The sequence below is a fragment of the Sinorhizobium sp. B11 genome (genome assembly GCA_039725955.1).
Lineage (GTDB): Bacteria > Pseudomonadota > Alphaproteobacteria > Rhizobiales > Rhizobiaceae > Rhizobium.
Genome location: CP091034.1, coordinates 2,293,924 through 2,319,184 on the forward strand (window position 1 = coordinate 2,293,924; position 25,261 = coordinate 2,319,184).

29 protein-coding genes and 1 pseudogene are annotated in these 25,261 nt (G+C 62.4%); 15 read left to right on the forward strand and 15 right to left on the reverse strand.

Annotation, left to right across the window (positions count from 1 at the left end):
• Positions 1–151 precede the first annotated feature (151 nt).
• From LVY75_21195 to LVY75_21205, 3 genes are all read left to right on the forward strand, one after another.
• Positions 152–1,006 carry a VOC family protein gene (locus LVY75_21195; protein ID XAZ25639.1) on the forward strand — a complete coding sequence of 285 codons (855 nt, stop codon included), beginning with the start codon at positions 152–154 and terminating at the stop codon, positions 1,004–1,006.
• 174 nt (positions 1,007–1,180) lie between these two features.
• Entirely contained in the window at positions 1,181–1,594 is a 414-nt protein-coding gene (locus tag LVY75_21200; GenBank protein XAZ25640.1) for an antibiotic biosynthesis monooxygenase, read from the forward strand.
• A gap of 71 nt (positions 1,595–1,665) precedes the next feature.
• Positions 1,666–2,385, forward strand: a complete 720-nt coding sequence (locus LVY75_21205; protein ID XAZ25641.1) for an SDR family oxidoreductase — start codon at positions 1,666–1,668, stop codon at positions 2,383–2,385.
• 53 nt (positions 2,386–2,438) lie between these two features.
• Here LVY75_21205 and LVY75_21210 read toward each other — a convergent pair whose 3' ends face one another.
• From LVY75_21210 to LVY75_21220, 3 genes are all read right to left on the reverse strand, one after another.
• The gene (locus tag LVY75_21210; GenBank protein XAZ25642.1) at positions 2,439–3,275 is read right to left on the reverse strand and encodes a dienelactone hydrolase family protein; all 837 of its coding nucleotides are present in this window, start codon (positions 3,273–3,275) and stop codon (positions 2,439–2,441) included.
• Between the two features lie 242 nt (positions 3,276–3,517).
• Positions 3,518–3,970, reverse strand: coding sequence for a hypothetical protein (locus LVY75_21215; protein ID XAZ25643.1), 453 nt, complete (start codon positions 3,968–3,970; stop codon positions 3,518–3,520).
• A 53-nt stretch (positions 3,971–4,023) separates the two neighbouring features.
• Positions 4,024–4,629: a DnaJ domain-containing protein gene (locus LVY75_21220; protein XAZ25788.1), complete on the reverse strand. Its 606-nt coding sequence runs from the start codon at positions 4,627–4,629 to the stop codon at positions 4,024–4,026.
• A gap of 718 nt (positions 4,630–5,347) precedes the next feature.
• On the opposite strand from LVY75_21220, the gene LVY75_21225 reads away from it, so the two are divergent.
• Positions 5,348–5,560, forward strand: a complete 213-nt coding sequence (locus LVY75_21225; protein ID XAZ25644.1) for a cold-shock protein — start codon at positions 5,348–5,350, stop codon at positions 5,558–5,560.
• A 271-nt stretch (positions 5,561–5,831) separates the two neighbouring features.
• Here the strand turns inward: LVY75_21225 and LVY75_21230 are convergent, their stop codons facing one another.
• Positions 5,832–6,212: a helix-turn-helix transcriptional regulator gene (locus LVY75_21230; GenBank protein XAZ25789.1), complete on the reverse strand. Its 381-nt coding sequence runs from the start codon at positions 6,210–6,212 to the stop codon at positions 5,832–5,834.
• 47 nt (positions 6,213–6,259) lie between these two features.
• Here LVY75_21230 and LVY75_21235 point away from each other — a divergent pair, with 47 nt between their 5' ends.
• The gene (locus LVY75_21235) at positions 6,260–7,069 is read left to right on the forward strand and encodes an SDR family NAD(P)-dependent oxidoreductase (GenBank protein ID XAZ25645.1); all 810 of its coding nucleotides are present in this window, start codon (positions 6,260–6,262) and stop codon (positions 7,067–7,069) included.
• A 165-nt stretch (positions 7,070–7,234) separates the two neighbouring features.
• Positions 7,235–8,125 carry an MBL fold metallo-hydrolase gene (locus LVY75_21240; GenBank protein ID XAZ25646.1) on the forward strand — a complete coding sequence of 297 codons (891 nt, stop codon included), beginning with the start codon at positions 7,235–7,237 and terminating at the stop codon, positions 8,123–8,125.
• Positions 8,126–8,229: 104 nt separating this feature from the next.
• On the opposite strand, the gene LVY75_21245 is transcribed toward LVY75_21240, so the two are convergent.
• The 5 genes from LVY75_21245 to LVY75_21265 form a co-directional block, all read right to left on the reverse strand.
• Positions 8,230–8,517 (reverse strand): hypothetical protein, encoded by a 288-nt coding sequence (locus tag LVY75_21245; protein XAZ25647.1) that lies wholly within the window; start codon positions 8,515–8,517, stop codon positions 8,230–8,232.
• A gap of 189 nt (positions 8,518–8,706) precedes the next feature.
• A complete protein-coding gene (locus tag LVY75_21250; protein XAZ25648.1) occupies positions 8,707–9,024 on the reverse strand; it encodes a hypothetical protein in 318 nt (105 codons plus the stop codon).
• Complete coding sequence (locus tag LVY75_21255) at positions 9,021–9,212, reverse strand: hypothetical protein (protein XAZ25649.1); 192 nt, start codon at positions 9,210–9,212, stop codon at positions 9,021–9,023. Before LVY75_21255 ends, LVY75_21250 begins: the two co-directional genes overlap by 4 nt.
• Positions 9,213–9,295: 83 nt before the next feature.
• Positions 9,296–9,850, reverse strand: coding sequence for an alpha/beta fold hydrolase (locus LVY75_21260; GenBank protein XAZ25650.1), 555 nt, complete (start codon positions 9,848–9,850; stop codon positions 9,296–9,298).
• Between the two features lie 120 nt (positions 9,851–9,970).
• A complete protein-coding gene (locus tag LVY75_21265; GenBank protein XAZ25651.1) occupies positions 9,971–11,113 on the reverse strand; it encodes an FAD-dependent monooxygenase in 1,143 nt (380 codons plus the stop codon).
• A gap of 77 nt (positions 11,114–11,190) precedes the next feature.
• Here LVY75_21265 and LVY75_21270 point away from each other — a divergent pair, with 77 nt between their 5' ends.
• Positions 11,191–11,907: a TetR family transcriptional regulator gene (locus tag LVY75_21270; protein XAZ25652.1), complete on the forward strand. Its 717-nt coding sequence runs from the start codon at positions 11,191–11,193 to the stop codon at positions 11,905–11,907.
• A gap of 62 nt (positions 11,908–11,969) precedes the next feature.
• Here the strand turns inward: LVY75_21270 and LVY75_21275 are convergent, their stop codons facing one another.
• Positions 11,970–13,157 carry an arabinose transporter gene (locus LVY75_21275; protein ID XAZ25653.1) on the reverse strand — a complete coding sequence of 396 codons (1,188 nt, stop codon included), beginning with the start codon at positions 13,155–13,157 and terminating at the stop codon, positions 11,970–11,972.
• A 292-nt stretch (positions 13,158–13,449) separates the two neighbouring features.
• Here LVY75_21275 and LVY75_21280 point away from each other — a divergent pair, with 292 nt between their 5' ends.
• Positions 13,450–13,926: a hypothetical protein gene (locus tag LVY75_21280; protein ID XAZ25654.1), complete on the forward strand. Its 477-nt coding sequence runs from the start codon at positions 13,450–13,452 to the stop codon at positions 13,924–13,926.
• Between the two features lie 55 nt (positions 13,927–13,981).
• Here LVY75_21280 and LVY75_21285 read toward each other — a convergent pair whose 3' ends face one another.
• A complete protein-coding gene (locus LVY75_21285; GenBank protein ID XAZ25655.1) occupies positions 13,982–14,812 on the reverse strand; it encodes a glycosyltransferase family 25 protein in 831 nt (276 codons plus the stop codon).
• Positions 14,813–15,027: 215 nt separating this feature from the next.
• Here LVY75_21285 and LVY75_21290 point away from each other — a divergent pair, with 215 nt between their 5' ends.
• Positions 15,028–15,459, forward strand: coding sequence for a hypothetical protein (locus LVY75_21290; GenBank protein ID XAZ25656.1), 432 nt, complete (start codon positions 15,028–15,030; stop codon positions 15,457–15,459).
• A 55-nt stretch (positions 15,460–15,514) separates the two neighbouring features.
• On the opposite strand, the pseudogene LVY75_21295 reads toward LVY75_21290, so the two are convergent.
• Positions 15,515–15,616, reverse strand: a pseudogene (locus LVY75_21295) (IS5/IS1182 family transposase).
• A gap of 14 nt (positions 15,617–15,630) precedes the next feature.
• Positions 15,631–16,416: a YdcF family protein gene (locus tag LVY75_21300; GenBank protein ID XAZ25657.1), complete on the reverse strand. Its 786-nt coding sequence runs from the start codon at positions 16,414–16,416 to the stop codon at positions 15,631–15,633.
• Positions 16,417–16,721: 305 nt separating this feature from the next.
• On the opposite strand from LVY75_21300, the gene LVY75_21305 reads away from it, so the two are divergent.
• From LVY75_21305 to LVY75_21320, 4 genes are all read left to right on the forward strand, one after another.
• Complete coding sequence (locus tag LVY75_21305; protein ID XAZ25658.1) at positions 16,722–17,663, forward strand: amino acid-binding protein; 942 nt, start codon at positions 16,722–16,724, stop codon at positions 17,661–17,663.
• Complete coding sequence (locus LVY75_21310; GenBank protein XAZ25659.1) at positions 17,660–18,319, forward strand: L,D-transpeptidase; 660 nt, start codon at positions 17,660–17,662, stop codon at positions 18,317–18,319. The genes LVY75_21305 and LVY75_21310 overlap by 4 nt, the downstream gene beginning before the upstream one ends.
• A 45-nt stretch (positions 18,320–18,364) precedes the next feature.
• Entirely contained in the window at positions 18,365–18,679 is a 315-nt protein-coding gene (locus LVY75_21315; protein XAZ25660.1) for a hypothetical protein, read from the forward strand.
• A gap of 210 nt (positions 18,680–18,889) precedes the next feature.
• Positions 18,890–21,229, forward strand: coding sequence for a hypothetical protein (locus LVY75_21320; protein ID XAZ25661.1), 2,340 nt, complete (start codon positions 18,890–18,892; stop codon positions 21,227–21,229).
• 97 nt (positions 21,230–21,326) lie between these two features.
• Here LVY75_21320 and LVY75_21325 read toward each other — a convergent pair whose 3' ends face one another.
• Together LVY75_21325 and LVY75_21330 are read right to left on the reverse strand one after the other, a co-directional pair.
• Positions 21,327–21,899 carry an EF-hand domain-containing protein gene (locus LVY75_21325; GenBank protein ID XAZ25662.1) on the reverse strand — a complete coding sequence of 191 codons (573 nt, stop codon included), beginning with the start codon at positions 21,897–21,899 and terminating at the stop codon, positions 21,327–21,329.
• A gap of 147 nt (positions 21,900–22,046) precedes the next feature.
• Positions 22,047–22,973, reverse strand: a complete 927-nt coding sequence (locus tag LVY75_21330; GenBank protein XAZ25663.1) for a LysR family transcriptional regulator — start codon at positions 22,971–22,973, stop codon at positions 22,047–22,049.
• 260 nt (positions 22,974–23,233) lie between these two features.
• On the opposite strand from LVY75_21330, the gene LVY75_21335 reads away from it, so the two are divergent.
• Both LVY75_21335 and LVY75_21340 read left to right on the forward strand, forming a co-directional pair.
• Positions 23,234–24,532, forward strand: coding sequence for an ATP-binding protein (locus LVY75_21335; protein ID XAZ25664.1), 1,299 nt, complete (start codon positions 23,234–23,236; stop codon positions 24,530–24,532).
• Between the two features lie 142 nt (positions 24,533–24,674).
• Positions 24,675–25,253 (forward strand): TIGR00730 family Rossman fold protein, encoded by a 579-nt coding sequence (locus LVY75_21340; GenBank protein XAZ25665.1) that lies wholly within the window; start codon positions 24,675–24,677, stop codon positions 25,251–25,253.
• Positions 25,254–25,261 lie beyond the last annotated feature (8 nt).

Below are 25,261 nucleotides of genomic sequence, written 5' to 3' on the forward strand. Positions count from 1 at the left end.
CAGCGGCCGGCTTCCTCCCGGTGAAAGGTGAAACGGCCCATGCGCCTTCACCGAATTTCCCCGATCTTCACCCCGGCCGCAAGCGCCGCCGATCTAGAATTCCACCAATTGCCCGAACAGCAAAACCATCCGCTATCCCGAGGAGAAAAGCATGTCATACGAGCAGATGAGCCAAACCCAGCCCGAAAACCCGGATCGCCGCACCGTACTGCGCGCCGCCGGCGGCGTTGCGATCGGCGGCATGGCCGCAGCCCTTTCGGTCAGCACCAAGGTCTCGGCGCAGCAGGCGCCGGCAGCCGCCCGCGACCCCGGTTCGCTCGGCGCCCGCCTGCAGGGCGTCCAGCATTTCGGCCTCACCGTGCAGAACATGGAGCGCGCCTATGAATTCTACACCGCCGTTCTCGGCGGCACGGAAGTCTTCCGCCATGGCGATTTCCAGGGTGATGCGGTGCAGAACACGCTGCTGGCCGACCAGGAGATCATCGCCAATGCGCTCGGCGTCAATCCGCGCACCATCGGCGTACCGGATCTGCGCGGCGGTGCCCAGCGCCTCGACGTGCGCTTCATCCAGTTCGACAATGTGGTGATCGAACTCCTGCAATATCGCGATGCCAACCAGCCGATGGGCGGCCCGAAAGCCTTTGCCGAGCCGGTGGAGCATATGAGCCCGGCCTTCCCGCGCATGATGCATATCTGCTTCTATGTGCGCGATGATGTCGACTTCAACCAGTTCATCACCGATCTCGAAGCGGAATCCGCCCGGCGCGGCATGACGCAGGTGCGCGCAAACCGCATCATCCGCGTCACCACGGAAGAGGAACGCAAGGCAGCGCCCCAGGACACCAACACCAACAAGGTGACGGTCGCCCCCTCCGATGGCTGGGAACTGATCTACTGCAAGGGCCCGGAAGGCGAACAGCTGGAATTCGTCAAAGCGCTCGGCCCGGTGAAGAAGCGCTTCGCCGATGCGCATGACGCGCATATGCGCCTCGCCAGCGCCAACTAAAGCATGTCGCGCAAAACTGTGCAGCGGTTTTGCGATAACGACTGCGTAAAAGCAAAGAGCTGAAGCGCGGCGAGCGGCTCTGGAAGAGCGCGACGCGCTTTGAGCCCACCCCGCAATATTCGACATCCAGACCGCGGCTCCGTTGCGGGCCTTCGCGGGACAAGGAGACATGCCATGAAAACTCTTGCCTATCTGCAGACATCGGCCCTGCTGCTGGCGGGCCTCTTTCCAAGCCTCGCCACCGCCGAGGGCGGACCGGGCGCCGGCTATGCGAAGATCTCTGACGGCGCCTATTCGATGGTCGCCGAAGTGCGCGCCAAGCCCGGCAAGGAGGCCGAGCTTCGCGCCGTCACCCTGCCGCTGATCGATCTCGTGCGCGGCGATCCCGCCAATCTCGTCTACTTCCTGCAGGAAAACCGGGAAAGCCCAGGCCATTTCATCTTCTACGAGATCTTCGCCAACCAGGCCGATTTCGAGGCCCACAACGCCATGCCCTACGTGAAGGACTGGTTCGCCAAGCTGCCCGATCTCGCCGATGGCGGCGTCAAGGTGATGCGCATGGAAGTGCTCGCACCCGCGGGCAAATAGCGCAAACCACAAGCAAGGAAACAGCGTCACCGCCCGGTGATGCAATCCTCGACGGATCAGGGAGTAGCGACATGAGACTTGAGGGCAAGGTCGCGTTGATCACGGGAGCGGCAGGCGGCATCGGCCATGCGGTGGCCGGCCTCTTCGCCAGCGAAGGCGCCATCGTGATCGCCGCCGATATCAAGCCGCCGCAAAAACCCTATGCCGGCGATGTCGAGACGATCATGCTCGATGTGACCAGCGAGGAACAATGGGCATCGGCCGTCGCCGCCATCGTGCGCAAGCACGGCCGTCTCGACGTGCTGATCAACAATGCCGGCATCATCGCCTACGAGCCGCTGGACAAGCTGGAAATGAAGGATTGGCAGAAGATGATCGCCGTCGACCAGACCGGCGTCTTCCTCGGCATGCGCGAGGCGGTGCGCGTCATGCGCAAGCAGCAGGCAGGCGCGATCGTCAATATTTCCTCGATCTGGGGCAGCGCCGCGGTCCCGGGCGCCCATAGCTATCATGCCGCCAAGGGCGCGGTGCGCAACATGTCGAAGAATGCCGCCATGACCTATGCCGGCGAAGGAATCCGCGTCAATTCCGTCCATCCCGGCTTCATCCACACGCCGCTGACCGACGCCCAGAACCCGGACCTGAACAGGATCGTCATCGACACGACCCCGATGAAACGCGGCGGTCAGCCGATAGAGATCGCCTATGGCTGCCTGTTCCTCGCCTCCGACCAGGCAAGCTATATCACCGGGGCGGAACTGAACATCGACGGCGGCTATCTCGCGCAGTAGCGCCGGGCGATGCGGGCCTGCTCCTCGCCTTCGTCATCGCCGATGAGCAGGCGCTATTTGCCGAGATATGTCTTCAGGAAGGCTTGAACGCTGGCGATCGACTGTTCCGCCGCGGCAGCATTATATTCCTCCACATGCCCGAAGACCGTCTTCGGCTTGGTCATGGCTTCATCATCGAAATCATGACGCGCGCCGGGATAGATATGCAATTCGACCGGCGGCCCCTTGCCGCTGAGATTGGCGATCCGCTGCCGGCAACGCTCCGCCGGGCTCCAGTCATCGAGGTCGCCATTCAGGATCAGCGTCGGCACCGTCGCATCGCTCTCATGTGGCGCACAGACGGGATAATAGGCAACCGCCGCCCTGAATTTCTCATCCATGAGCTGCTCGTTTCCCTCGACCTTCGTCGCCTCCAGCGTCGCAATCCCACCCGCCGAGAAGCCCATGAGAGCGACGCGCTTTCCATCGACGAAGCCGCTCTTCGTCAGGAAGTCCAGCGCCCCATAGGCATCGAAAACCCGATCGGGAAGATAGGTCTTGCAGCTGTTCTCGATGTTGCGCGTGGTGAAACTGTCGACCACGAGCGTGACATACCCCCAGGAGACCAGCCGCTCCGGCCAGACGTCTCTCACATGCGGATGGATGCCCCCGCATCCGTGCATCACCACGACAGCCGGAAACGGCCCGTCGCCTTGCGGGCGGGTGAGATAACCGATCAATGGCGTCGCCTGCGGCGCCGGCAGCACCTCGCCCTGCTCTTTCGCCTTGCGCTCCAGAAACGGGCTCGGCTTCACGACGGCACTGTCGAAGTGGACGAGTTCGTCGGCTTGGGCCTGCGGAAGGATGAAAAGGGAGACCGTGAGACAGAGGAGGAACTGGAAGAACTTCACGGGATGACCTCGTTCCGGATGACAGGCTTAAGCCCACAGCGGCAACTTGGATGAAGTGATGCGAGGGTCAAGGTGATGCGGCAGAGAGGCGCAGTGCGCCCTCTTCCCTCATCTCCTCCTCGTGCTAGCACGAGGGATGGCACAGAGATCCAGCGTGCCCAAGCCCTTGAGCAGGAGAGACTTTATTCTTTCGCCGCTAGTGGTCATTCAGCGCAGGAATGACAGTATTGCCGATGTCACCCTCACGGGTACCAGAAGCCTTCACCCTCTTCGCGAGCCATCGGTTTCCAGGCACTGTCATTTTGCCTCACATCAGCGAAACGCCGCTCAATCGTCCTCAGAACCTTCTGATCATCCGTGATGACTTCGTAGAACGTACTGTCGATCGCCCGGATGACGACCCAGGCCCGGTCGGGGTCGGCCGGCAGCGATCCGGTAAACTCTCCCCATATGACCTGAAGCGTGTCCTGCGCCGCTGCCGCCAGATCCCGACCGCTCACGGGCTTGCCAGACTGCGCCATCGCATGCAGAAGCTCACCGCCGGGACCGTTGGCATCGAACCACGGATAGCCTGCATCGACCGCCGACACTTTCCATGAAGCCTTCAGGGAGCGAGGCACAAGGCACTGCAGGACATCACGCAAATCGAAAGGAAGTGCTCGTTCGTGAGGGCCATAGATTCTCAAGGTCTTCATGGCGCATGCCCCGAATGCGAGACGGTTCAATGGCTAAATGCGGAGGTGAACCCCTACTCCGCAGCCTCCCCCTGCTGCGGCTCCACCACCGCCACTGCCACCTCTTCCAGCGGCGCCAGAACCTCCACTTCATACGAGTAACCCTCGAGCATCGTATAGGTGTGCTCGATCGTCTCGATCTGCTTTTCCGTCTTGCGGATGGCGTCGGCGATGGCCTCGCTGCGGGCGCGCAGCATCGAGCCGAGCACGTCGGTTTCAGGGCGGCGGCCGAGGCGGTCTATGTGTTTGCGCACACGGGCGCGGTGGCGTTCGAGCTCCAGGATGTGGAAGCGGCTCTTGACGATGTCGTCGGAGAGTTTGCGGCGCATGGCGGCCACGGGATCGAAGCTGCCGGGTTCGCGCTCGTCGAGGATCACCTCGTTGACCAGCGATTCCAGCATCAAGACGCCTTCGAGATCCCTGGGATCGGCGAGCTGCGGATCGTAGCCGGTATCGTCATAGACGCGCCGGCGCACGGGATCCTGCAGCAGTTCATAGGCGATCTGCAGCCGGTTGAAATTGTCGACATCGCCGCCGGCATCCGGATGCGCGCCCTTGGCGGCCTTGCGCCAGGCAAGCTTGATCGCCTCTCCACTGGCGTCGCGCTCCAGTCCGAGCATGGCATAGGGATCGATCACGCCGGCATTTCCTTCATTCACTGCTTCGTCCCTCCGAGACCTACCGGCTGGCAGACGCCGCATCAAGCCCCGAAACACGCTGCCATATTTGCGGCAGCTCGGGACGAAATTGTGGAACGGCGCCGATTTTCCCACAGATGAAAGGTTAATGCGACGAGTTTTCCCTTTGGTGTGGCCGGCAGAAAGGCTCGATCCCACAGCACGGCCTGCCCCTCGTTGCGAAGTTTGTGCGGCTGCTGCCTAAAAAGCCATGGCCGACCCGCCGCATACCTCGGCCAGCAGTAGTATCGAACCGCGTTTAGGTTGCAAATGCGACCCCCGTCCCGCAATGATACAGATCCGTCAGCATAGGCTAACACTCTGCCAACCATTTGAATCATCATCAATTCTCGCAACCGCGAAAGACATGCCACAATATTACCGCTTGCTTTTTGCCCGAAATGCTGGCACCAACTGCGACACTCGGGCATTTCGCATGCCGGTGACTGGACTGAAGTGGTAATGTCTGGCTGGAGCGCCAATTCCGGTTGGGCGGCATGGGTGACACCCATGTGCGTAGATGTTCTTTCCCCGTACGTGACGTCTCGACTGACCCTTCGCGTCCGGCTTCCAGGCCGAAACGCGAAAGCTAAAGCCGTCCGCCTCCCCACCGCCGGGGGTGCGGATAAACTAACTACCAATGGGAAAAGGACTATCCCCCATGGCCACCAAGGGCACCGTAAAATTCTTCAACCAGGACAAGGGTTTTGGTTTCATCACGCCGGAAGGCGGCGCGAAGGACGTTTTCGTCCACATCTCCGCTCTCCAGGCTTCTGGCATCCAGTCGCTCCGCGAAGGCCAGCAGGTTTCCTTCGACACCGAGCCGGATCGCATGGGCAAGGGCCCGAAGGCTGTCAACATCCAGGCCTTCTGATCTGATTCAGGTCTTTCTGCTTCGGCAGGCGACGGCGCTCCGCAAGGGGCGCCGTTTTTGTTTGCGGGTTCGAGGTTCGGATTCCAAAGACCCCTCCCCAACCCCTCCCCACAAGGGGGAGGGACTAACCCGAGGCGCCGCCGCGCTCCTTCCAAAACGTCTGACGTGCGGAAAGCGGGTGCGGCAAGGTAAGCCCCTCCCCCTTGTGGGGAGGGGTTGGGGCGGGGTCTTCAACTACCCGCATGAAGCCGCGTGATCTGAATGCGATCCGCTACCCTGCAACAGAATAATCCCGCGAAAACTCCCGCGCCGCCATGAGCACCGGCATCAGCGCCCTGCCCGCCTGAGACAGCCGGTATTCCACGCGTGGCGGCTGCTCGCCGAAATCCCGCCGCTCGATCAGCCCGTCCTCTTCCAGTTCCCGCAGGTGCTGGGTCAGCATCTTCTGTGAAATACCCGGCATGTCCCGCTTCAGCTGCAAGGTGCGTATCGAGGGCTCGGCAAAGAGCCGGAACAGGATCGGCAGTTTCCAACGCCCGCTGATCATCTTCATGACCCGCGCCACATGCGCAACGGAGCCGTCAGGCCCGAGGCAGGCGGAGCGCTCTTCCTGGTCCATGGGCACTTTTAAGTGCGTAATTGTGTCGAGCATCATCCTGTTCTTCTGTGTTGCATCCACTCCAAGATAGGAACACGGCCATGGATTTGAAACTCGACGGCAGGACAGCGCTTGTTACCGGCAGCAGCAAGGGCATAGGCGAAGCGATCGCCCGAGGGCTCGCCCGCGAGAAAGCCACCGTGATCGTCCACGGCCGCGACAGGGGCGAAACACAGCGCGTGGCCCGTGAGATTATTGCCGAAGGCGGCCGCGCCTATGCGGTGACCGGCGACCTCACCCTGGACGATGAGGTGGAGGAACTGATCGCCGAGGCACGGGCGCTTGCCGGCCACATCGACATCCTCGTCAACAATGCCGGCGGTTCCGGCCAGCCGGAGGATTGGGCGGCAAGCCGTCCCGCCTCCTGGGCCGAAGCCTACGACCGCAATGTCCTGGCAGCCGTGAGGGTCACCACAAGGCTGCTGCCCGAGATGCGCAAGGCAGGCTTCGGCCGCGTCATCAACATTTCCAGCCTCGCCGGCCTGATGCCGCCTGCCGGCAGGCCGGATTATTCCGCCTGCAAGGCCGCCATGAACGCCATGACCTCTTCCATGGCCAAGGCAGTGGCGACCGAAGGCGTGACCGTCAACACGATCTCGCCGGGCACGATCCGCAGCGCCCGCCTCGACGCCCGCTTCCGCGAGGTGGCCGCCGAACGCGGCGTGGCTGCCGATGCCGCCTGGGAGACGATCGAACAGGCGGTGTTACCGCTTTTCGCCGAAGTGCCGCTTGGCCGCGTCGGAACACTGGAAGAGATTGCCGATGCCGTCTCCTTCCTCGTCAGCCCGCGTGCCGCCTATATTACGGGCGTGAATCTCCGGGTCGATGGCGGCATGATGCCGGCGATCTGACGCTGAGGAGCCGCCCCGCGCGACGAGGGGGTTGGGGGGCGCCCCCGGAAATTCGGTCGCAAATGCCATCAGGTCAAAAGTCGGTTTGCGTCAATTGCGGTCATCGATACTATCAACGGGACCGTGAGGAGATTCTCCTGAGTTCCCAAGTTTCAGGGCATTGTGATGGCTATTGATGTCGAGCTGACTACCTATCCCGGCCTCGATGAGCGCATCGTTGTGGTCCGGGCGGGTGATGAGGTCGACTGCGTGTTCGTACGCACCGAGCGGTTCAACGTTCTCGTAGACACGCTGGCCACGCCGAGCCTTTGTGCGCGTGCGATGGAACTGCTTGCCGACCGAATTCATGATCGTCCCCTTGTCGTGATCAATTCCCACATGGATTGGGACCATTTCTGGGGCAACCTGACCATCGGCAATGATGTACCGATCATTGCCCACGACAAAGCAATCGAGAGACTGTGCGACCCATCCGCACAGAAAGAGCTTGCCGACAAGAGATCGCAGGAATCACGCTTCCACGACGTTGAAATCATAATGCCGACGACCAGCTTCTCAGGTGAAAGCATGACGCTGCACGGAGGGGATCTGACGCTGGAACTGCTGCATACACCCGGACATACGCCAGACCATGTTGCGGTCTGGATACCGGAACTTCAGGTCTGCCTGGCCGTCGATGCAGTCGAATACCCTGTTCCAGAAGTCTGGAGCCGATCGCCCGAAGATCTTCGCAGCCTTTGCCTGTCGCTCAGGAAAATCCGGGACCTGCAGCCACGTTACGTCATTCTTGCACATGGCCAAACCGCCGACCCGTCGATCGTCGAGCGCAACATCGCGTATTTCGGTAAATTGCGGGACACAGTCGCACAATTGCCGGAGGGCCTCTTGGTCCAGGATGCGTTGAACGAGCAGGCCGGCTGCGGGATCGAGGACTTCGTCGCTTTTCCTTCCGGCATGCCCACGGAAACGCGGGCCTTCTACGGGCGCTGCCATAAGTCGAATCTGGATGCGGCCGTGGCTGCCCGGCTGGCAGGAATGGACTTTACCGGGTCGTGAGCTCTCAGTTCGGCCATCGGCCGCACGAAACGGAGCAGTCCGCAAAGGCCCGAAAGCTGCCATCGGCGGAATCTGCCGCACAATGGCGAAGCGCCTCCTCGCGATTAACGCCCGGCACGATAGGCACCGATATATTCCCCCCGCTTCCAGAGCCCGGCACGTAACCGCGCCTCGACGCCTTCGGATGTCATCGCCCGCAGACACAGCATCCGGTCGGCAATCGCCTCTCCCGGCTGCAGGATCTCCTCGATGGCGGCCGCCTCCTGCGCCGTATCGGCATAATCGGGCATGGCATCCAGGCGCCGTTCCGCAAGTCTCGCCGCTTCATGCAACTCGCCGCAGAGCAGGACGAGCACTGTATCATCGCCCCCTGGGAGCGGGCAGGCCTGCATGCAAAATTCTCCTCACTGGACCTCGCTGTCGTCATAAAGTTGTACCCGTCATCGCCGCCAACAATCAAGGAAATTATTCCTATCATCGTTCACGATCCATGACGGAGGACACTTTTCAGCGATCCGGAAAGTGCGAAAGTGGAGAAAGGCAAGGTCCGTCTTCCGCACCGCCGCCCGAGATTACAGCGCTCAGGCCGCCTCGCTGTGGCGTTCCACAAGTTCGGCCCATTCCATTGCCGCGTGCCGGCCGAGCACCGTCCTGTCATTGCCGATGACGGCGGCGATGCGCCGGAAGAGTTCGTCGGCAAAGGGCGCGGGCCTGCCGGATTCGGCATTGCCGGCCGGGCGCAGCATGGTGCCCTCGGCAAGATGGATGGCCTCGACGCTGAAGCCCTCATGATCGCCCGAGAGTTCTGCCGAGCCGTAGAGCAGCAGGCCGTTATCGTTGCGGCCGAGAATGGGAATGACGAGTTCGTCGAAATCGAAGCGCAGGCAGAACGTGTTCATCGAACGACGACCTCCTGCTGGATGCGCTCCGCATGGATGAGCTGGCGCTCATGACGGCCGGCAAGCAGGACCACGAAGCCGGCGGCAAGAAAGAGGCCGGCCAGCGGCTGGATCATGCCGATGGCATGAGGACGGCGGCCGGGGTGCCCCGGCACCTTATCCCTTGTTCCGGAATGCTCAGACATCATGCGCCAGCTCCTGCATCGGCTTTGATTTCAGCGATGCAGGAAGATGCGATGGCAATGGTTGTCGGATGGAATGGGGCGGCCGCCTATCCGTCCAGCGAGACTATATCCTTGGCGACGTCGGCGAGATCACAGTCGAGCTGATGGTCGCGCCCCGGCAGCGCGCAGACGACCGCATCCGGGATCGCCCTGGCGTAAAGCTCGATATGGGCAAAGGGCACGGTATCGTCCTCGCTGCCGTGATAGATGAGCACGGGCAGGCCCTCCGGCAGGCTCTCGGAAAAGTCGTCGCACTCGACAATCTCATCGCTCTCCCACCCGCCCTCGCCCATGAAGGGCGGCGCGATGAGGATGACCGCACCCGGCTCGAATGCCGGCCAGTCCTCGGCAAGCGTATGCAGAAGCACGGTGCCGCCGAAGGAATGGCCGATCAGGATGGCGCCATCCTCAAGGGTCTGGAACTCGGCGATGACGGCCGCTTTCCAGGCTTTGTAATGCGGATCGCCCTCATCGGGCATGCGGGGATAGCGGATGGCGTAGGCATCGCCGAGTTCACGCGCCAGGCTGTCGACGAGCTTGTTGTCCCACTGGTCATGCGTGGTTTCGCCCGCACCCTGGATGAAGAGGATCTGTGTTGGCATGGAAGTGTCCCCCGATGTCGCCATCAGGGAGATGGGTCATCGCAGCGGCAGGACAAGATTGATGGCCTTCACCGCGATGGCGTTTCTCTTTCACGCAGGCAACCTGCTCGGACGTCGATCTCAGGAATTCGGGATCCCGAGAAGCTCCTGCTCGAAAGCCTCGACCAGCCCGTAGGGGGCCGTTTCGCCGAACAGAAGCATGGTGAGCTTGGAAGCCTCCACTGCCGCTGTCGTGCTGCGCGCAAAGAGCTCTCTTTCATATGCAAGCAGCGCCGCCTCGATATCGCCAAACGATGTCGCGATGGACTTGCCGAGTTCGGCGCCGTCATAGATCGCGAGATTGGCGCCTTCTCCTGACGGCACCGTCAGATGCGCGGCATCGCCGAGAAGGGTCACGCCGGGAACCCGGCTCCATCGATGCGTCTCCGGCAGCGTGTGGATGATACGTGGCACCGGCCCCACGTCGCATCCGGTGATCAGCGCCGTCAGCGATGGAGCCCAACCGTCGAATTCCGCGGCAATGCGGCTTGTGGCAGCTGCCCGGTTGGAGACGTCGATGCTCTCGACCCACGCCTTCGGCCTTCGCAGGGCGATATAGGCGTGCAGCACCCCGTTCGGCTCGCGATGCGCCATGATCCCCTTGCCGGGCGCGAGCGCGAACATCGAGCCGCCGCCAACAGCCTGCGCGCTGTCGGAGTGACGGACATCGGCGTCGTTGAGCCATGTCTCGAAGAAAACCAGCCCGGTATAGGTCGGCGTCGCATCCGTCAGGAGCGGCCGCACTTTCGACCAGGCGCCGTCGGCGCCGATCAGCAGATCGGTCGTCGCAAGCTGCCCGTCGGCGAATATGAGTTCGTGTCGCCCATCGCCAAGGGATCGTGCCGACGAGAGCTTGCAGCCCCAGTGCACCGCATCCTCCGGCAGAGACTCCAGGAGAATGCGCCTCAGTTCGCCTCGCTGCACTTCGGGGCGCCCGCCCTTCCCGTCATCGGGGTTGTCCATGAGAAGCGTCCCGTCCTTGTCGAAGAAGCGGGATTGCTGTCCGCCGGGATGGATAAGGTCGAGGAACTGTTCGTAAAGGCCTGCATCCTTGAGGCCGAGCTGGCCGTTGAAATCGTGGATGTCGAGCATGCCGCCCTGCGATCTTGCCTCGGGAGAGGCATCGCCTTCATAGACCTTAGCGCGGATGCCGTTGATGTGAAGGACCCGCGCAAGGACGAGGCCGCCGAGGCCGGCACCGATGATGGCAACAGGAACATGCATGTCAGTTCTCCGGAATTACTTAAAATGGAATGTCATTCCATAGTTGGAATGTCGTTCCATCCATGTCAAGATGAGGCATGAGAAAACCGGATGGAAAGCGAAGACAGGATTCACTCACGAGGGAGCGCGTTGTCGATGCGTCCATCGCCATCCTCGACGAGGGTGGAGAAAAGGGGCTGACCTTCCAGGCCCTTGCGAAAAGACTGAAGACAGGCGCCGGCGCGATCTACTGGCATGTCGAAAACAAGAGCGACCTCCTTGTAGCCGCCTCCGATGCGATCGTTATCAACGTGATCGCCGCGCGTTCCGCCGGCGGATCACCGGCTGATAAGATCCGCGCCCTCGCCCTCGCCCTGTTCGACGCGCTGGACGAGCGTCCATGGCTCGGCTCGGCCTTGGCGCAGGCACCGGGATCAATGCCGACAATCCGCATCCTCGAACATCTCGGCCGGCAGGTTCGGGCGATGGGCGTGCCGCATGACGATGAATGGACGGTTGTGGCCGCACTTCTGAACTATGTGCTCGGCGTGGGGGGCCAGAACGCGGCCAATGCCGAGATGGCGCGAATGCAGCATCTCGAGCGCGACGCATTCCTCGGCGAGATCGCGTTTAGATTATCGGCCCTCGATCCCGAGGATTTCCCCTTCGTGCAGAGCATCGCCCCGAAAGTGCCTGACCACGACGACCGCGCCGACTTCCTGACCGGTATCGACCTCTTTCTTGATGGGATCGCTCGAAGGATCGCCGGCAGCCCGACGGCTTCGGAAAGCGCGGCAGGGAAAGAACAGCCGTAACAGGCAAGAGATGATGGAGGCGAGGAAGCATCCTCGCCTCCATGAACGGAGAGGCCGCCACGTCACCCTGCAGTGACCGCCTTGCTTCGCCGCAACACCACAGCGACGACAAACCCGCAGATTGCCGTCATTCCGCCGACCAGAAACACGCTGCCATAACCAGCCCGGTCCGCCAGCACGCCGGCGAGCGGCCCGGTCAGTCCGTATGCGAGATCCTGAAAGGCCGAGAAGCCGCCGAGCGCTGTGCCACGCAGATGTGGGGCCACGAGATGCACGACCTCTCGCCCCATGGCGGGAAAGATCATCGAGCAGCCGAGGCCGGTCATGAAGGCGCCGATGAGCGCCACAGTGGGATCGGCCGCCGTCCAGATCAGCAACTGCCCCATCGCCTCGACCGCAAGCGACACCACGGCCACCGCAAGCCCGCCGTAACGATCCGGCAGATGGCCGAAGACGAGGCGTACCAGCACGAAGCCGCAGCCAAAGGCAGTCAGCCCGAGGCCGGCATGATCCCAGCCGAGATCGCGGAAATAGAGCGTGAAGAAGGACCCGATCGCCGCAAAGCCCATGCCCTGCAGGCAGACGATCAGCCCATGCAGCCAGATGCGGCCGATGACGGCGGCAAGCGGCGGCCGCTCCCTGCCCGGATGGGCGGCGACGGCCGGAACGCTGCGGATTGCCGCAAGCCCCAGCAGGGGCAGCGCCGCGCCGACGGCCATCGTCCCGGCAAAGCCGAGATTATCGAGGAGCAGCAGGCCGAGCGGCCCGCCAAGCCCGAGTGCGCCATAGATCGCCGCGCCAATGAGCGCCAGCACCCGGCCGGAGCGCTGCGGCCCGACAAGCCCGATACCCCAGGCAATGACGCCGACGGCGACAAGGCTTTCGCCTAGCCCGATCGACAATCGCCCGGCAACGAGAATGGCGAAGGCCGCAACCGGGTTCTGCAGCGACAGCCCCGCGGCAAGCGAGATCAGCGCACCCGCGACATAGAAGGCGAGCCCGCGCTGCACGGCTACCTTGGCGCCTCTGCTATCCGCCAGCCCGCCGGCATAACCACGGGTAAGGATGGTGGCAAGAAAGGCAATGCCGACGCCGAGACCCGCCCAGCCATTGCTCAGGCCGAGCGCACCCGTCACGAAGACCGGCACCACGGGAAGCGCGATCGCGACGCAGAGATAGGAGATGAAGAGGATCGCGGTCAGCAGATAAAGCCTGGCCTGTTCGCGATCACCGGTAAGACGGAAAGCCATGAAAACCTCCTGGCTGTTCCCTCGTCGACGGGCACAAAAAAACGCACTCCGACCGGCGAGGATCGATAAGTGCGTTGCTTGACGTCAAACGCTTACGGCCAGAGGACTGGCATGGGCCGGGAGATACGGGATATGCGGAGAAGTGTCAACGGTGGCGCACGGGTGGTCGCAGGCGAAACAATGCCCGGCTCGCGAACGACGCGCATCTGTCGGGCTGGAAGAATCCCGTAACTTATGCACTATTCCGCAGAGCCCGCGCGCTGCCGAATAGTGCACAAACTGTTGGAATCCGATGATTAAAGATCTGGCGCAACTTCTGCACTTCGACTCCGAACAGCAACTCTCTACCCTGAATCCTGTCCCCGACAGCGTTGTCACGGAAATCGCCGCACGCCACCCCGGCATTTCCCAACAATATCTCGAGTTCCTGCGTGCAGTCGGAACCGGCGAAACGGCAAGAGGCATGTATGTCTACCAGCCCGACCCCGCATCGTCAGTCAAGCAGCATACATCCTATCAGCTTTACAACTCCCCTGCCTATGCTTCGCTCTTCGGCCCACGTAAAAGCGATCCCATTCCCGCCGATGCGGTGGCAGTGGCCGACGCCGGCGCCTCTTGGCGCTATTGCCTTTGCCCGTCTCTCGGGGAAGGTGTTTTCTGCCTCGATATGGCGGGTCCCACATTCGACAAAGAGCATGACGACTTCTTCACTTTCGTCGCCACGAATGTGATCATCAACACGCTGGCGGAGGATGCCTCGCCGCATTGACGGGGCAAGCCCCGATCAAAACGCCGGACATTTGCGCCACCAGTTCAATCAGCTCCTACCCGACCACCGGCACCAGCAGCAGCCCCAGCTGGGCCGATTTCACCACGGCCTCGTTGAACCGTGAGCGATCGACGAGAACATCCCGCTTCTTCCCCCACAACAGGCCGGCAATGAGGTTTCTCGCCTTGATGCCTTCGAGCTCCATCCGGCGCGCGAACCTGCGTATCTTGCTGAGCGGCAGGAAGACCAGGTCCTTTTCCGGGCGCACGAAATCGGCGCTCTCGGCCTCGGTTTCCAGAAACCGCTGCTGGATGACCGGCGCCGGCTCGATCTGGTAGGCGGCGAGCCAGGAGCAGTGCCAGAAATGCGCGTCGATCAGCGAATAGGTGGTGGTTTCGGAGAGCATGCGCTTTGCCGCCTCGGGGCCGATGACATAGCCTGCCAGCCCTACCCGGTTCTGATAGACGCGGGTGGCGCCAAAACCGCCGGCCTCATCCTGCCAGGCGCGCTTGCGGTTGAGGATATGACGCCGCGGGGCGAATTCGAGGTCGTAGACGGTGTTCCATGCCTCGTTGCGCGCTTCGATATTGGCAAGGACGGCCGCGATATCGTCTGACAGCACCGCATCGTCTTCGAGGATGAGTGTCTTCGCACCATGCTCGATCACTGTTTGCCAGGCCTTGCGGTGGGAGTGGAAGCAGGCGATGTCCTGCCGCCGGGTCGGGCTCGGCCAGTTGCTGGCGGCCGTCTGGCATTCCTCGTCCGACAGGTCCGCGGCCTCGAATGCGTCGAGAAACTCGTAGGAAAGGCCAAGTGCGGCCATCTGCCGGATCTGGAAGCTCCGCCGAACCTCCTCCGCCTTCCTGCTGATGATCAATATTCTCAAGAGAGCTCCCTGGCACCCGATGCTGCCCCGCGCAAACATATAGCCATGTTCCGATGCGAGCAAAAGTGCGGAATTCGCCAGGGTCCGGACTCATGGCAGGCCGGCGGTGAGGCAGACCGCAACCCATCGCCCCTAAGATCCAAAGGGGCGAATTGCTGGGAGAAGAGATAGCGAGTAGAATCCGGGAGGTTAATTCGACCATAGGGAGTGGGCCAATGAGCAGACTGTTAATCCTGTCAGCCAGTGCCATCCTGGCACTAACGTCCGTGGCGTCCGCTGCGCCGGCTATGCAACCGCTAAAGATTTCCAAGGAATGCAGCCAGTACACCGGCGAGACCCCGAGCTTCTGCACCATTACGGAATCGAACCTCGCGGCAATCCCGGCAGGCACAAAGATCCTATACTATGGGCCGGTGACCGGCAGTCCCCTTTTCGGCAGCAGCACGGCTGTTATTGCCGTCGGAAACGGAGACACGGCGGTCGGGTACTGCGTCACCTACGACACTGCCAGCCCGATGCAGGGAACCTGCGCGTTCCATGCCGGCAGCGGTACGCTTGCCGGGTTCCAGGCGGTCGTCAAGGTCACGGTCGACGACAAGCAGATCTATCACTGGGACGGGGGCTACCTACTTGGCGCCGCCAAGTGAGAGCGAAGGAAACGCTGCTCTCGTCCGGCTGCTTGCCGTGAATCCATACCGCGAGTCATGACCAGCCGGTGACAGTGGCGGCGCCACAGACGGCTGCAAGGAAGCTCGTCGCTGATCGATCGTACCGGGTCGCTATTCGGCGGAAGTCTTGCCGTCGAAGACCGCGTACCCTCACTGCGGATAAAGCGTAGAGACGCGCCCGGCGAAATAATAGGCGACGATGCCGATCCATTCCCGGATGCCCGTCGTCAACAGGTCGACATTGTCAATCGGATGGCCGACGGACAGCGTCAGGCCCTCTTCACCTGTCGTGCGGTAATCGGCAGCCCAGGGGGTGACGTCCATGCCGAGATTGCGGAAGATTGCCACTGCCCGCGGCATGTGGAAACCCGATGTCACGAGCAGGCAGTGGTTGAGGTTCAGCCGCTGCAGGATCGCCCTTGTATTGATGGCGTTCTCATAGGTATCGCGCGACTGGGTGTCATATTCGACGCGGGCCGGATCGATATGGAAATCGTCGAACATCCTGCGGATGACGTCCGCTTCCTTGACGTAGCCGCCGAGGAGACTGCCGTCGCCGCCGGACATGATGACCTTGGCATTGGGATAGACGCCGGCCAGGCGCACCGTTTCGATGTAGCGATCGGCCGCGTCATCCAGGTTGTAGCCGCCGCGCACGCCGTCGACCTTTGTCGCGATCCCGCCGCCAAGCAGGACGATGCAGGCGACATCGGCAGGTGCGGCCGGCCGCGGAAAACGATCCTCCAGCTCCTGCACGATCAGCGCACCTGATGTGGTGTAAAAGCTCACGAAGATGAGGACCAGCGACAGGAGCCCGGCCGCGATGGCGGACCGCCGGAAGGAAAAGAACATCAGAAGCACGCTGAGCGCCATCAGGAGGAAGAAGATCGTCACCGGCTGGGAAACGATCCAGAAAATCTTGGCGAAAACAAACATGGGCGTGCTGGGGTCCTGCTGAAACGCGGCCACGAAACCTTATTCGCGGATTCGGGGCAAGTCCGGTTTTTCGTGTGAGGCCGCAGTGGTGGAGGAAAGTCTGCGCAGAGCGCAGCGGCGACCCGAAGCCTTCCCCGCTTCGCAGTTCAACTCCTGAATTTACGCCGGAGTTTACCGTAACGTACTTCCCCGGCATGTGCACAATGTGCTTAGGACTCGGGCCTGCTGGGGAGCGGAAACGGAGGGTTTCTTTGAGACATCGTCAGAGGGAAAATCCGCAACGGCAGCGCTTTCGGGCGAGAGCCATGCTTGCCGTGACGGCATCGATCTTCATCGCTTCCGGCTCGGCGCACGCCGTCCAGGCCGCCGATCTCGTCATCGCTGTGCCCAACTGGCCGTCCGGCCAGGCGACCGCCAATATTCTCAAGGTTGCGATCGGCAAGACATTCGGCCTTGAGGCCGACCTGCGCGAGATGGGCGAGCTCAATGCCTTTGCCGGTCTCGAGAGCGGCGAGCTCGACATCCACCCGGAGGTCTGGCGGCCGAACCTCGATGCGGCGATCGAAAAATATGTCGATGACAAGAAGGCGGTAGTTCTGGCAAAACGCGCCGTTGCCGCCTGGCAGGGCCTCTGCGCCACCGAGGACGCCGAAAAGGCCGGCATCAAGAGCGTCAAGGACCTCTCGGACCCTGAAAAGGGCGCCCTGCTCGACACTGACGGTGATGGCCGCGGCGAGCTTTGGATCGGTGCACCGACCTGGACCTCGGCAAGCATCGAGCGGGTACGCGCCCTGAGCTACGGCTACGCTAAAAATCTGGCGCTGGTGGAAGCGGAAGAGGATGTCGGCATGGCCGCCGTCGATGCCGCAGTCGCCACCGGCAGGCCGATGGTCTTTGCCTGCTACGCGCCGCACAACGTCTTCGAGCTGCACAAGGTGATACGGCTGCAGGAACCGGCCTATGATCCCGCAGAATGGAAGATCGCACCCGGCAGCGATCCTCTCTGGATCGAGCATTCGAAGGCCGATGTCGCCTGGCCGCCATCGGAATTCCACATCGCCTGGTCGGCATCCTTCGGTCAGAAACATGCCGATGTCGCCGCCTTCCTCCAGAAGGTCGACCTGACGCCGCAGGAAGTGACCATGATGACCTACGCGCTGCAGGTGGAGCGCACACCGCCTGCCGCCTATGCGGAAAAATGGGTGGCCGACAATGCCGCCCGCATTGAGGGATGGGCAAAGCCATGAGCCGGACATTGCAAAAAGCCGCCCTCGCCGCGCTCGCGCTCGGTTTCGCCGCCTGTGTCGCCCTTGCTGCCGGCACGCAGATCTACGATCCCAAGACCCGGCAATGGGTCGATTACGACAAGAACACGGCCCGTAAATACTTCGCCCGCAACAAGCAGGTTCCGGATGCCTTCCGCCGGCAGGTCGTGACCTTCCGCACGGCGGAGGAGCCGGGCACGATCATCATCGACGGCAACCAGCATTTTCTCTATCTCGTGCAGCCCGGCGGCCAGGCGATCCGCTACGGCATCGGGGTCGGGCGCGAAGGCTTCGGCTGGGCCGGTATCGTGCGCGTCGGGCGCACAGCCGAATGGCCGACCTGGACCCCGCCCGCCGAAATGGTGGCCCGCGATCCGAACGCCGCCAAATGGGCGGCCGGCCAGCCAGGCGGCCCGGACAACCCGCTCGGCGCCCGCGCCCTCTATCTCTATGCCGGCGACGCCGACACGATCTACCGCATCCACGGAACGCCGGAATCCTGGTCGATCGGCCTCGACGTATCCTCGGGCTGCATTCGCATGAACAATGACGACATCATCGACCTGCACTCACGGATCAAGGTCGGCGCCAAGGTCATCGTCCTGATGCAGGGCGCGGCCCTCTACAAGGGCGTCTGACGGTGGATGGCATCAGAGCGTGAGTGTTTCAAACGGGGGATCAACATGCGCATTTTCCTGAAGAGCCGGCCGCTTCCGGCCCTGCTCCTTTGCTCGCTCTCGGCATTGGCAGCCTGCCAGTCGGCCCCGCCGCCGGACCAGATGTCGCGCACGGCGGTCGAGACCGCACCCGCCGACCTGCAGCTCCTCTGCGCCGATGCCGCCGCCAAGCAGGCCGGTCTCGACAGGGCGAAAATCCTGCCGACAGGCTCGCGTCCGGTCGAAGCCGGCGGCTTCAGCGTTGACCTCGATGCCTCCGGCCGCAAGTTCGCCTGCGTCATTGACCGGACGGGCGTGGTGAGGAGCGTTCAGCCCGTCTAGGCGCGGACCGCCTTCCCGAAGAGACCCCCGAAAAGACCGCTGTGCCGTTGCGAGGTGATGGGCTCGCCGCCCGGCTGCCGCCGTTCTCTTTTGAAAATTATCCGGACTGTCGGGTAATCTTCAAAAAAGAACGGTATGGTAGCAATACGGATCGGATCTGCAGCACCCCATTCATTCATTCGGTTACTATCTGTCTGAGGAGGAAGGTAAATGCCGTTTGCGGAATCTCAGGTCAACACATTCACGGTCAATTCTCAGTACAGTACTGTGACCACCCAGCTACCGGGCGGCGGATGGGTGATCACATGGGCCTCCACCCTAGAGGATGGCAGCGGTACCGGCGTCTACCAGCAGGTCTTCGACGCCACAGGCTCCCCCTCCGGTCCTGAAACCCGCGTCAACACCATCGTCGAGGGCAACCAGGAGATGCCGGCCATCGCCGCCCTTGCCGATGGCGGTTGGGTCATTACCTGGGGAGACCAGGGCATCTCCACGCCTGGGGTCTATCAGCAGGCATTCAACGCTGATGGTACGCCGCGCGGCAACGAGACCCAGGTCAACACCTATGAAGGCGGGGGACAGGGGCTACGGTCGGTCATGGGGCTTTCTGACGGAGGCTGGGTCGTCAGCTGGCTGTCGGTAGGCCAGGGCGGGACCTATCAGCAGGCCTACGCCGCCGACGGCTCCAAGGTCGGTGGAGAGACCCTTACAAACGCCAGTTCGATGGCGCCGCTCGATGGCGGCGGCTGGGTCGTTACTGGGACCCTGCAGGACGGTTCGCAAACCGGCATATTCCAGCAGATCTACAATGCCGACGGCACGCCGCACGGCGGGCAAACCCCCGTCAATACCTACACCGATTCCTATCAGGGCAGCCCGACGGTGGTGACACGTGACGGCGGCTGGGTCGTCATCTGGGGATCCAATGGCCAGGACGGTTCGAGCGGCGGGATCTATCAGCAGGCCTACAATGCCGATGGAACACGGTTCGGCACCGAGACACGCGTCAATACCACAACCGGCGGCAACCAGGGCTACCATACCTCCGCCGCATTGGACGGCGGCGGCTGGGTGGTGATCTGGCTCTCGGGCGACGCCCACATGATGCAGCAGGCCTACAATGCGAACGGGACGCCACAAGGCGTCGAGACCCAGGTCGATACCGACGGCATGTATGCCTCGAACCAGAAGGTGACGGCTCTTTCCGATGGCGGCTGGGTGGTGACCTGGACGGTGATCGGCAGTTCGGAGACCTTCTATCACGTCTATCAGCAGGCGTTTAATGCCGACGGGACGAAAAACGGCGACGAGACGCTCCTCAACACGCTGACCCATACCTACAAGGATATGCCCCAGGTGGCAGCACTCGATGACGGCGGTTGGGTCGTCAGCTGGGCGTCCGACAGTGATTACAACGACGTCAACGGATATAATGACGGCATCTTCCAGGTCCGCTTCGATACCGACGCCCATGCGGTGGAGATTCCCGGCAGTCGCATCTACGGCACCTATCCCGACAAGAACCTGGTCGGCACCCCCGCAGACGACGCCATCTACGCAAGCTCCGGCAATGACACGCTGACAGGCCTTGCCGGCAACGACCATCTGGACGGAGGATACGGCCACGACCGGATGACGGGCGGCCTCGGCGACGACACCTACGTCGTCGATACCGCTGCCGACAGGGTGATCGAGCTGGCGAGCCAAGGTACCGACACGATCCTTGCCCAGGTGAGCTACTCGCTTGGGGCCAATGTCGAGAACCTCGCCTTCGTCGCGGAAGGCAATCTCTACGGAAGCGGCAACGCGCTCGACAACGTCATGACGGGCAACAGCGGCAACAATAGTCTCGGCGGCGCAGCGGGTAACGACACGCTTTCCGGTCTCGACGGCAACGACTATCTCGATGGCGGCGCCGGCAATGACACGCTCTACGGCGGCTCCGGCGATGACATACTCGCTGGTGGCACCGGCGACGACACCATGGATGGCGGAGCAGGAAACGACAAGTACAAGGTCGACAGCGCCGGCGACGTCGTCCACGACACCGGCGACGACCCCTCGTATTTCACCGATATCATCTATTCCACCGCCGAGACCTATTCGCTCGCCGGAACGGGAGCCGAGAGCCTGATCCTTCAGGCCGGCGCCGTGACCGGGATCGGCGATGCCGGCAACAACCAGATAACAGGCAATGCCGCGGCCAACACGATTGTCAGCGGCGGCGGCAGTGACGGCCTGGCCGGCGGCGGCGGCGCCGATACTTTCGTCCTTGCCGCACCGAGCCCATCGAACTTCGTTTTCATCGGCGATTTCGGCGCGGACGACTTCCTGTCGTTCACGTCCAGCGACTTCCAGGGCATGACGGCATCCACCCTGGATTACCATGTCGGCAAGACCGCGATCGGCACGGACGCCCAGTTCTACTTCAACACGTCCGACCGCACGCTCTATTGGGACGATGACGGCACCGGAGGAGACGGCGCCGTCGGCATTGCCATGCTGAACGGAGCCTATGTCCTCCAATCCGGCGACTTGCTGTTCGCCTGACGGGCGTCGACCACGGCAGGAAGACCTTTCTGTTGCCAAGGGACGAGCGGTTCAGCGACCGCTCGCCCTTTTGTCTCCCTTACCCGGCCGCAGCAGGTTATTTGAACTCGTCATAAAGCGAGAGCAGCGAGGCCTGCACGGCGATCGTCGTCTTGATCGTTTCCGCCATTGCCGGCTTCTTGCTTTCTACGTCGATGGCATCCTGGAAATTCTGCAGCGTCTCCTTGGAAGCCTCCAGGGCCTGCGTCCGGATGCGCTCGACCATGTCGGCATCGAGATGGCCGACCTTGAGCGGCAAAAGGATCTTCAGCCCCTCGATGATCTCATCCTTGTCGATTGCCCCCTTGCCGGCGGGATCGAAGGTCGACCAGCGGTCTTCGGCGGCATCGATATCGAAGATCCTGTTATCGGCATCGGCAAGCCGCTTTTGCGCGGCCATGTATTCGTCCTTGCTCATCATCCCGTCACCATCGATGTCGGCGTCATCGAGCGTTTGCTGGGCGGTACGATCGTAGAGGTCGGCCAGCAACTGGTCGTCCGATTTTGCAGGAAGCGCGTTCGCCGCTTCCCCTGATGTCTTCTCGTATTTCTCCTCGCCGAAAACGGAAACGGCGACCCTGGGCATGGCATTGAAAACGCTGCGGACTGAATTATCGGAACCGACGATCACGGTGTCTCATCCTTCTGTTTGGCGTGTTGATGCGCGCAAACTGGAAAGCGGAGCTTGCATGAAACTGGCCGAAAACCTGTGTCGGCGCCTTGTGTTATAACGGTAACGAAATTCCCGAAACTGCAGCGCCCGGGACGGGAGGGCGGTCTATTCTCCCGCCTGCAGAACCGGGGGATAGGCGGCACTGCCCTCCCCGCCGAGCCGCTCCAGCATGATTTCGATCAGCGCCCGCACCTTGGCCGGCACATGCGGCCCTGGCGGACGCACCACGTAGATCGCGCCCTCGTCCAGATAATATTCGACCAGCAGCGGCACGAGCGTGCCCTTGCGGATCTCGTCGGAGACGATGAAGGACGGCAGCTCCGCCACGCCGAGCCCGGCAATCGTCCAGCCCAGGTGCACCTCGGCATTATCGGTCAGAAGCCGTCCATTCGGGCGGATCGACACGATGCGCTTGCCGGCACGGAACTTCCATTCCGGAATATGGCGCCCGGAATAGATGATGCAGTCATGCGAAAGCAGGTCTTCGGGCCTCTCGGGGCGACCGTTGCGGGCGAGATAATCGGGGCTGGCGACGATGAAGGGCCTGACCGGCGCGATGCGGCGCGCGATCAGCGAGGGATCGCGCAGCTCGAAGAGCCGGATCGCCGCATCGTAATGTTCGTTGATGAGGTCGACGGCGCGCTCGGAGAAGGAGACATCGATCTCGAGGCGCGGATGGCGGCCGGCAAGCTCGGTCAGGATGGGGCCGAGATAGCGCTGCCCGAAGGCAAGCGGTGCGGCGAGCCTCAGGCGCCCGGTAACATCGCCGCCGGCATAGGTGGCGACCGCATCCCGCGCCTCCTCGAGTTCGGCAAGAATGCGCCCGCAGCGCGCCTTGAATTCGAGCCCGGCCTCCGTGGCGCTGATGCCGCGCGTGCTGCGGTTAATCAGCCGCGCCCCAAGATCAGTCTCCATGCGCGCGATGCGCCGGCTGACGATCGACTTGGACACGCCGAGGCTCTGGGCGGCACGATTGAAGCCGCCGCTTTCGACCACCGCCACGAAGCTTCTGATATCATCCAGGTCGATCATCTATGTTCCACTGAGCGCAACACCCTGTTGCCGGAAGCGGGCATTGTGCCACCCTTTGCCCCGCTTTACCTTGGCTTCGACTCTATTCAGCCTGATGGCTACTATCATGACCGATATGGTGCCGCCAATGGCGGCCGCAGGTGGATGCGCGCCCGCAGAATGCGCGCGCCCGCAACGAAGAGGCATTGTCTCGGACAAACTATTGCACCCGCCGGAACATCCGGCCTGAAACATAGTGGCTGAGCGTATAGGAAGGGCAAATGGCCGACACGCCGATAGCGCGGAACATCGCTGCTCGATGGGATGACGCCAGACATGGCGAGCGCTCTGTCGCGCAGCCGCCGATCGTCGTCATCCAAGGCGGCGCTAACGGCGATCTGCCGGCAAGGCGTGCGCGCAGCGAGACGCACGCTCCAGCCCTCATCCATCATCTTCCGGTCCCGGTCCTGCAGCTCGATCCCACGAGCCTCTGGGCACTACTTTCCGGATCGAAGGCCAGGGGCGATGCCGAGCACTTTCTCACGGCGGGCATTTCGCAGGCAGGCCTTTTCGTCAGCGACGCCAACGAGATGGCCGTTTCCCTTTTGCAGGCATCCTCGTGCGACGACCTGCAGGGGCCGGCAAGCTATCTGTTTGCCCTATCGCCCCAGACCGGCAGGAGACTGATGCGCGCATGGTTCGAGGGGACGAAGCTCTTCTCGGAGGTGATGAAGATGCGCAGCTTCAAGGGCGCCATGCTGGATGTCAAACTGTCGGTCACCTTCCCCTCGGCCGAAAGTCCCGAACCGCTGCTGGTCGTGCTCACGGATATCACCGAGCGGAGACAACCCGGCGAGCGCGAGGCCGACCCGCTGCATACGGCGCGGCTCTCCATGCTCGGCAGGCTCGCGACTTCGATTGCCCATGAGGTCAACCAGCCGCTTGCCGCGATCGTCACCGACTGCGAAACCGCAAGGCTGCATCTGTCGCGCGACGAGCCGAACATCACCAAGCTCAAGGAGATTGCCGCGCGCATGGCGGCGAGCGCCCATAGGGCGAGCGAAATCGTCAAACACGTCCGCGGCATGGCAAGCGGCCAGGCGACGATACGAAAGCCGCTCGACCTCAATGAGATCATTGGGGATGCGCTGTCCTTCGTCCGCCACGAGACCGATATGCACGCGATCCGCCTTTCGGTCGCCTGCACTCCCGGCCTGTCCGCCTTCCTCGGCGACCGCATCCAGATGCAGCAGGTTATCGTCAACCTGCTCCTCAATGCCATCGAGGCCATCGTCAGCAGTGGCAAGCGGCCGCGCCGCATCGAGATCGCCACCAGCGCGTCGGGCCAGAGGATACAATTCTCCGTCCGTGACAGCGGCGACGGCATATCAGCCGTCGATCTCGGGCGGATATTCGACTGCTTCTACACCACAAAACAGGACGGCGTCGGCGTCGGCCTCTCCATCTGTCAGTCCATCGTCCTCGACCACGGCGGCGATATCAGCGCCGCCAACCACAATGGCGGCGGCGCCCTTTTCTCCGTCTCGCTGCCGGTGGCCGCAACTGAGACCGATCGGTAGGCCCAACGCCGGCGTCGCACTGATACTGCAGATCGAGGTTGTGCATATCGGCACTGATGCCGGACCGAGCCTCCTGACCGCTTTCCTTTGCTGCGACTGGCCGCTATTGCGTGTCAGCTAAAACACAGGAAGGCGACCGATCATGACACGTTCCATCAAGTCCATCGCGGTATTCTGCGGATCGAACTTCGGCGCAACGGACGATTTTGCCGATGGCGCCCGGGCGCTTGGCCGGGCCATGGCGAGCGAGGGCATCGGCCTCGTCTATGGCGGAACGACCAAGGGCCTGATGGGCGTCGTCGCCGATGCCGTGCTCGAGGCCGGCGGCACGGCGCATGGCGTCATCACCGAAAGCCTGCATCAGCGCGGCCATTCGCACCCGAAGCTCACGACGGATGAAATCACGCCGACCCTGCGCCTGCGCAAACAGCGCATGGCCGAGCTCGCCGATGCCTTCATCGCGCTGCCCGGCGGCATCGGGACGATCGAGGAATTGATGGAGGTCTGGACGATGAACCAGCTCTCCGAGATCGATAAACCCGTCGGCCTGTTGAATTCTGCGGGCTTCTTCAATGCCTTTCTCAAGTTCATCGACCACATGGTGGAGACGAAATTCCTTCCGCCGGCGCATCGCTATTCAATTTCAGTCAATGCCGATGCGGGCGGGCTGATTGGAGACCTGAGGGCGTTTCAGCGGGTCGACGTGCCGAAGTGGTTGTGAGGGACAGG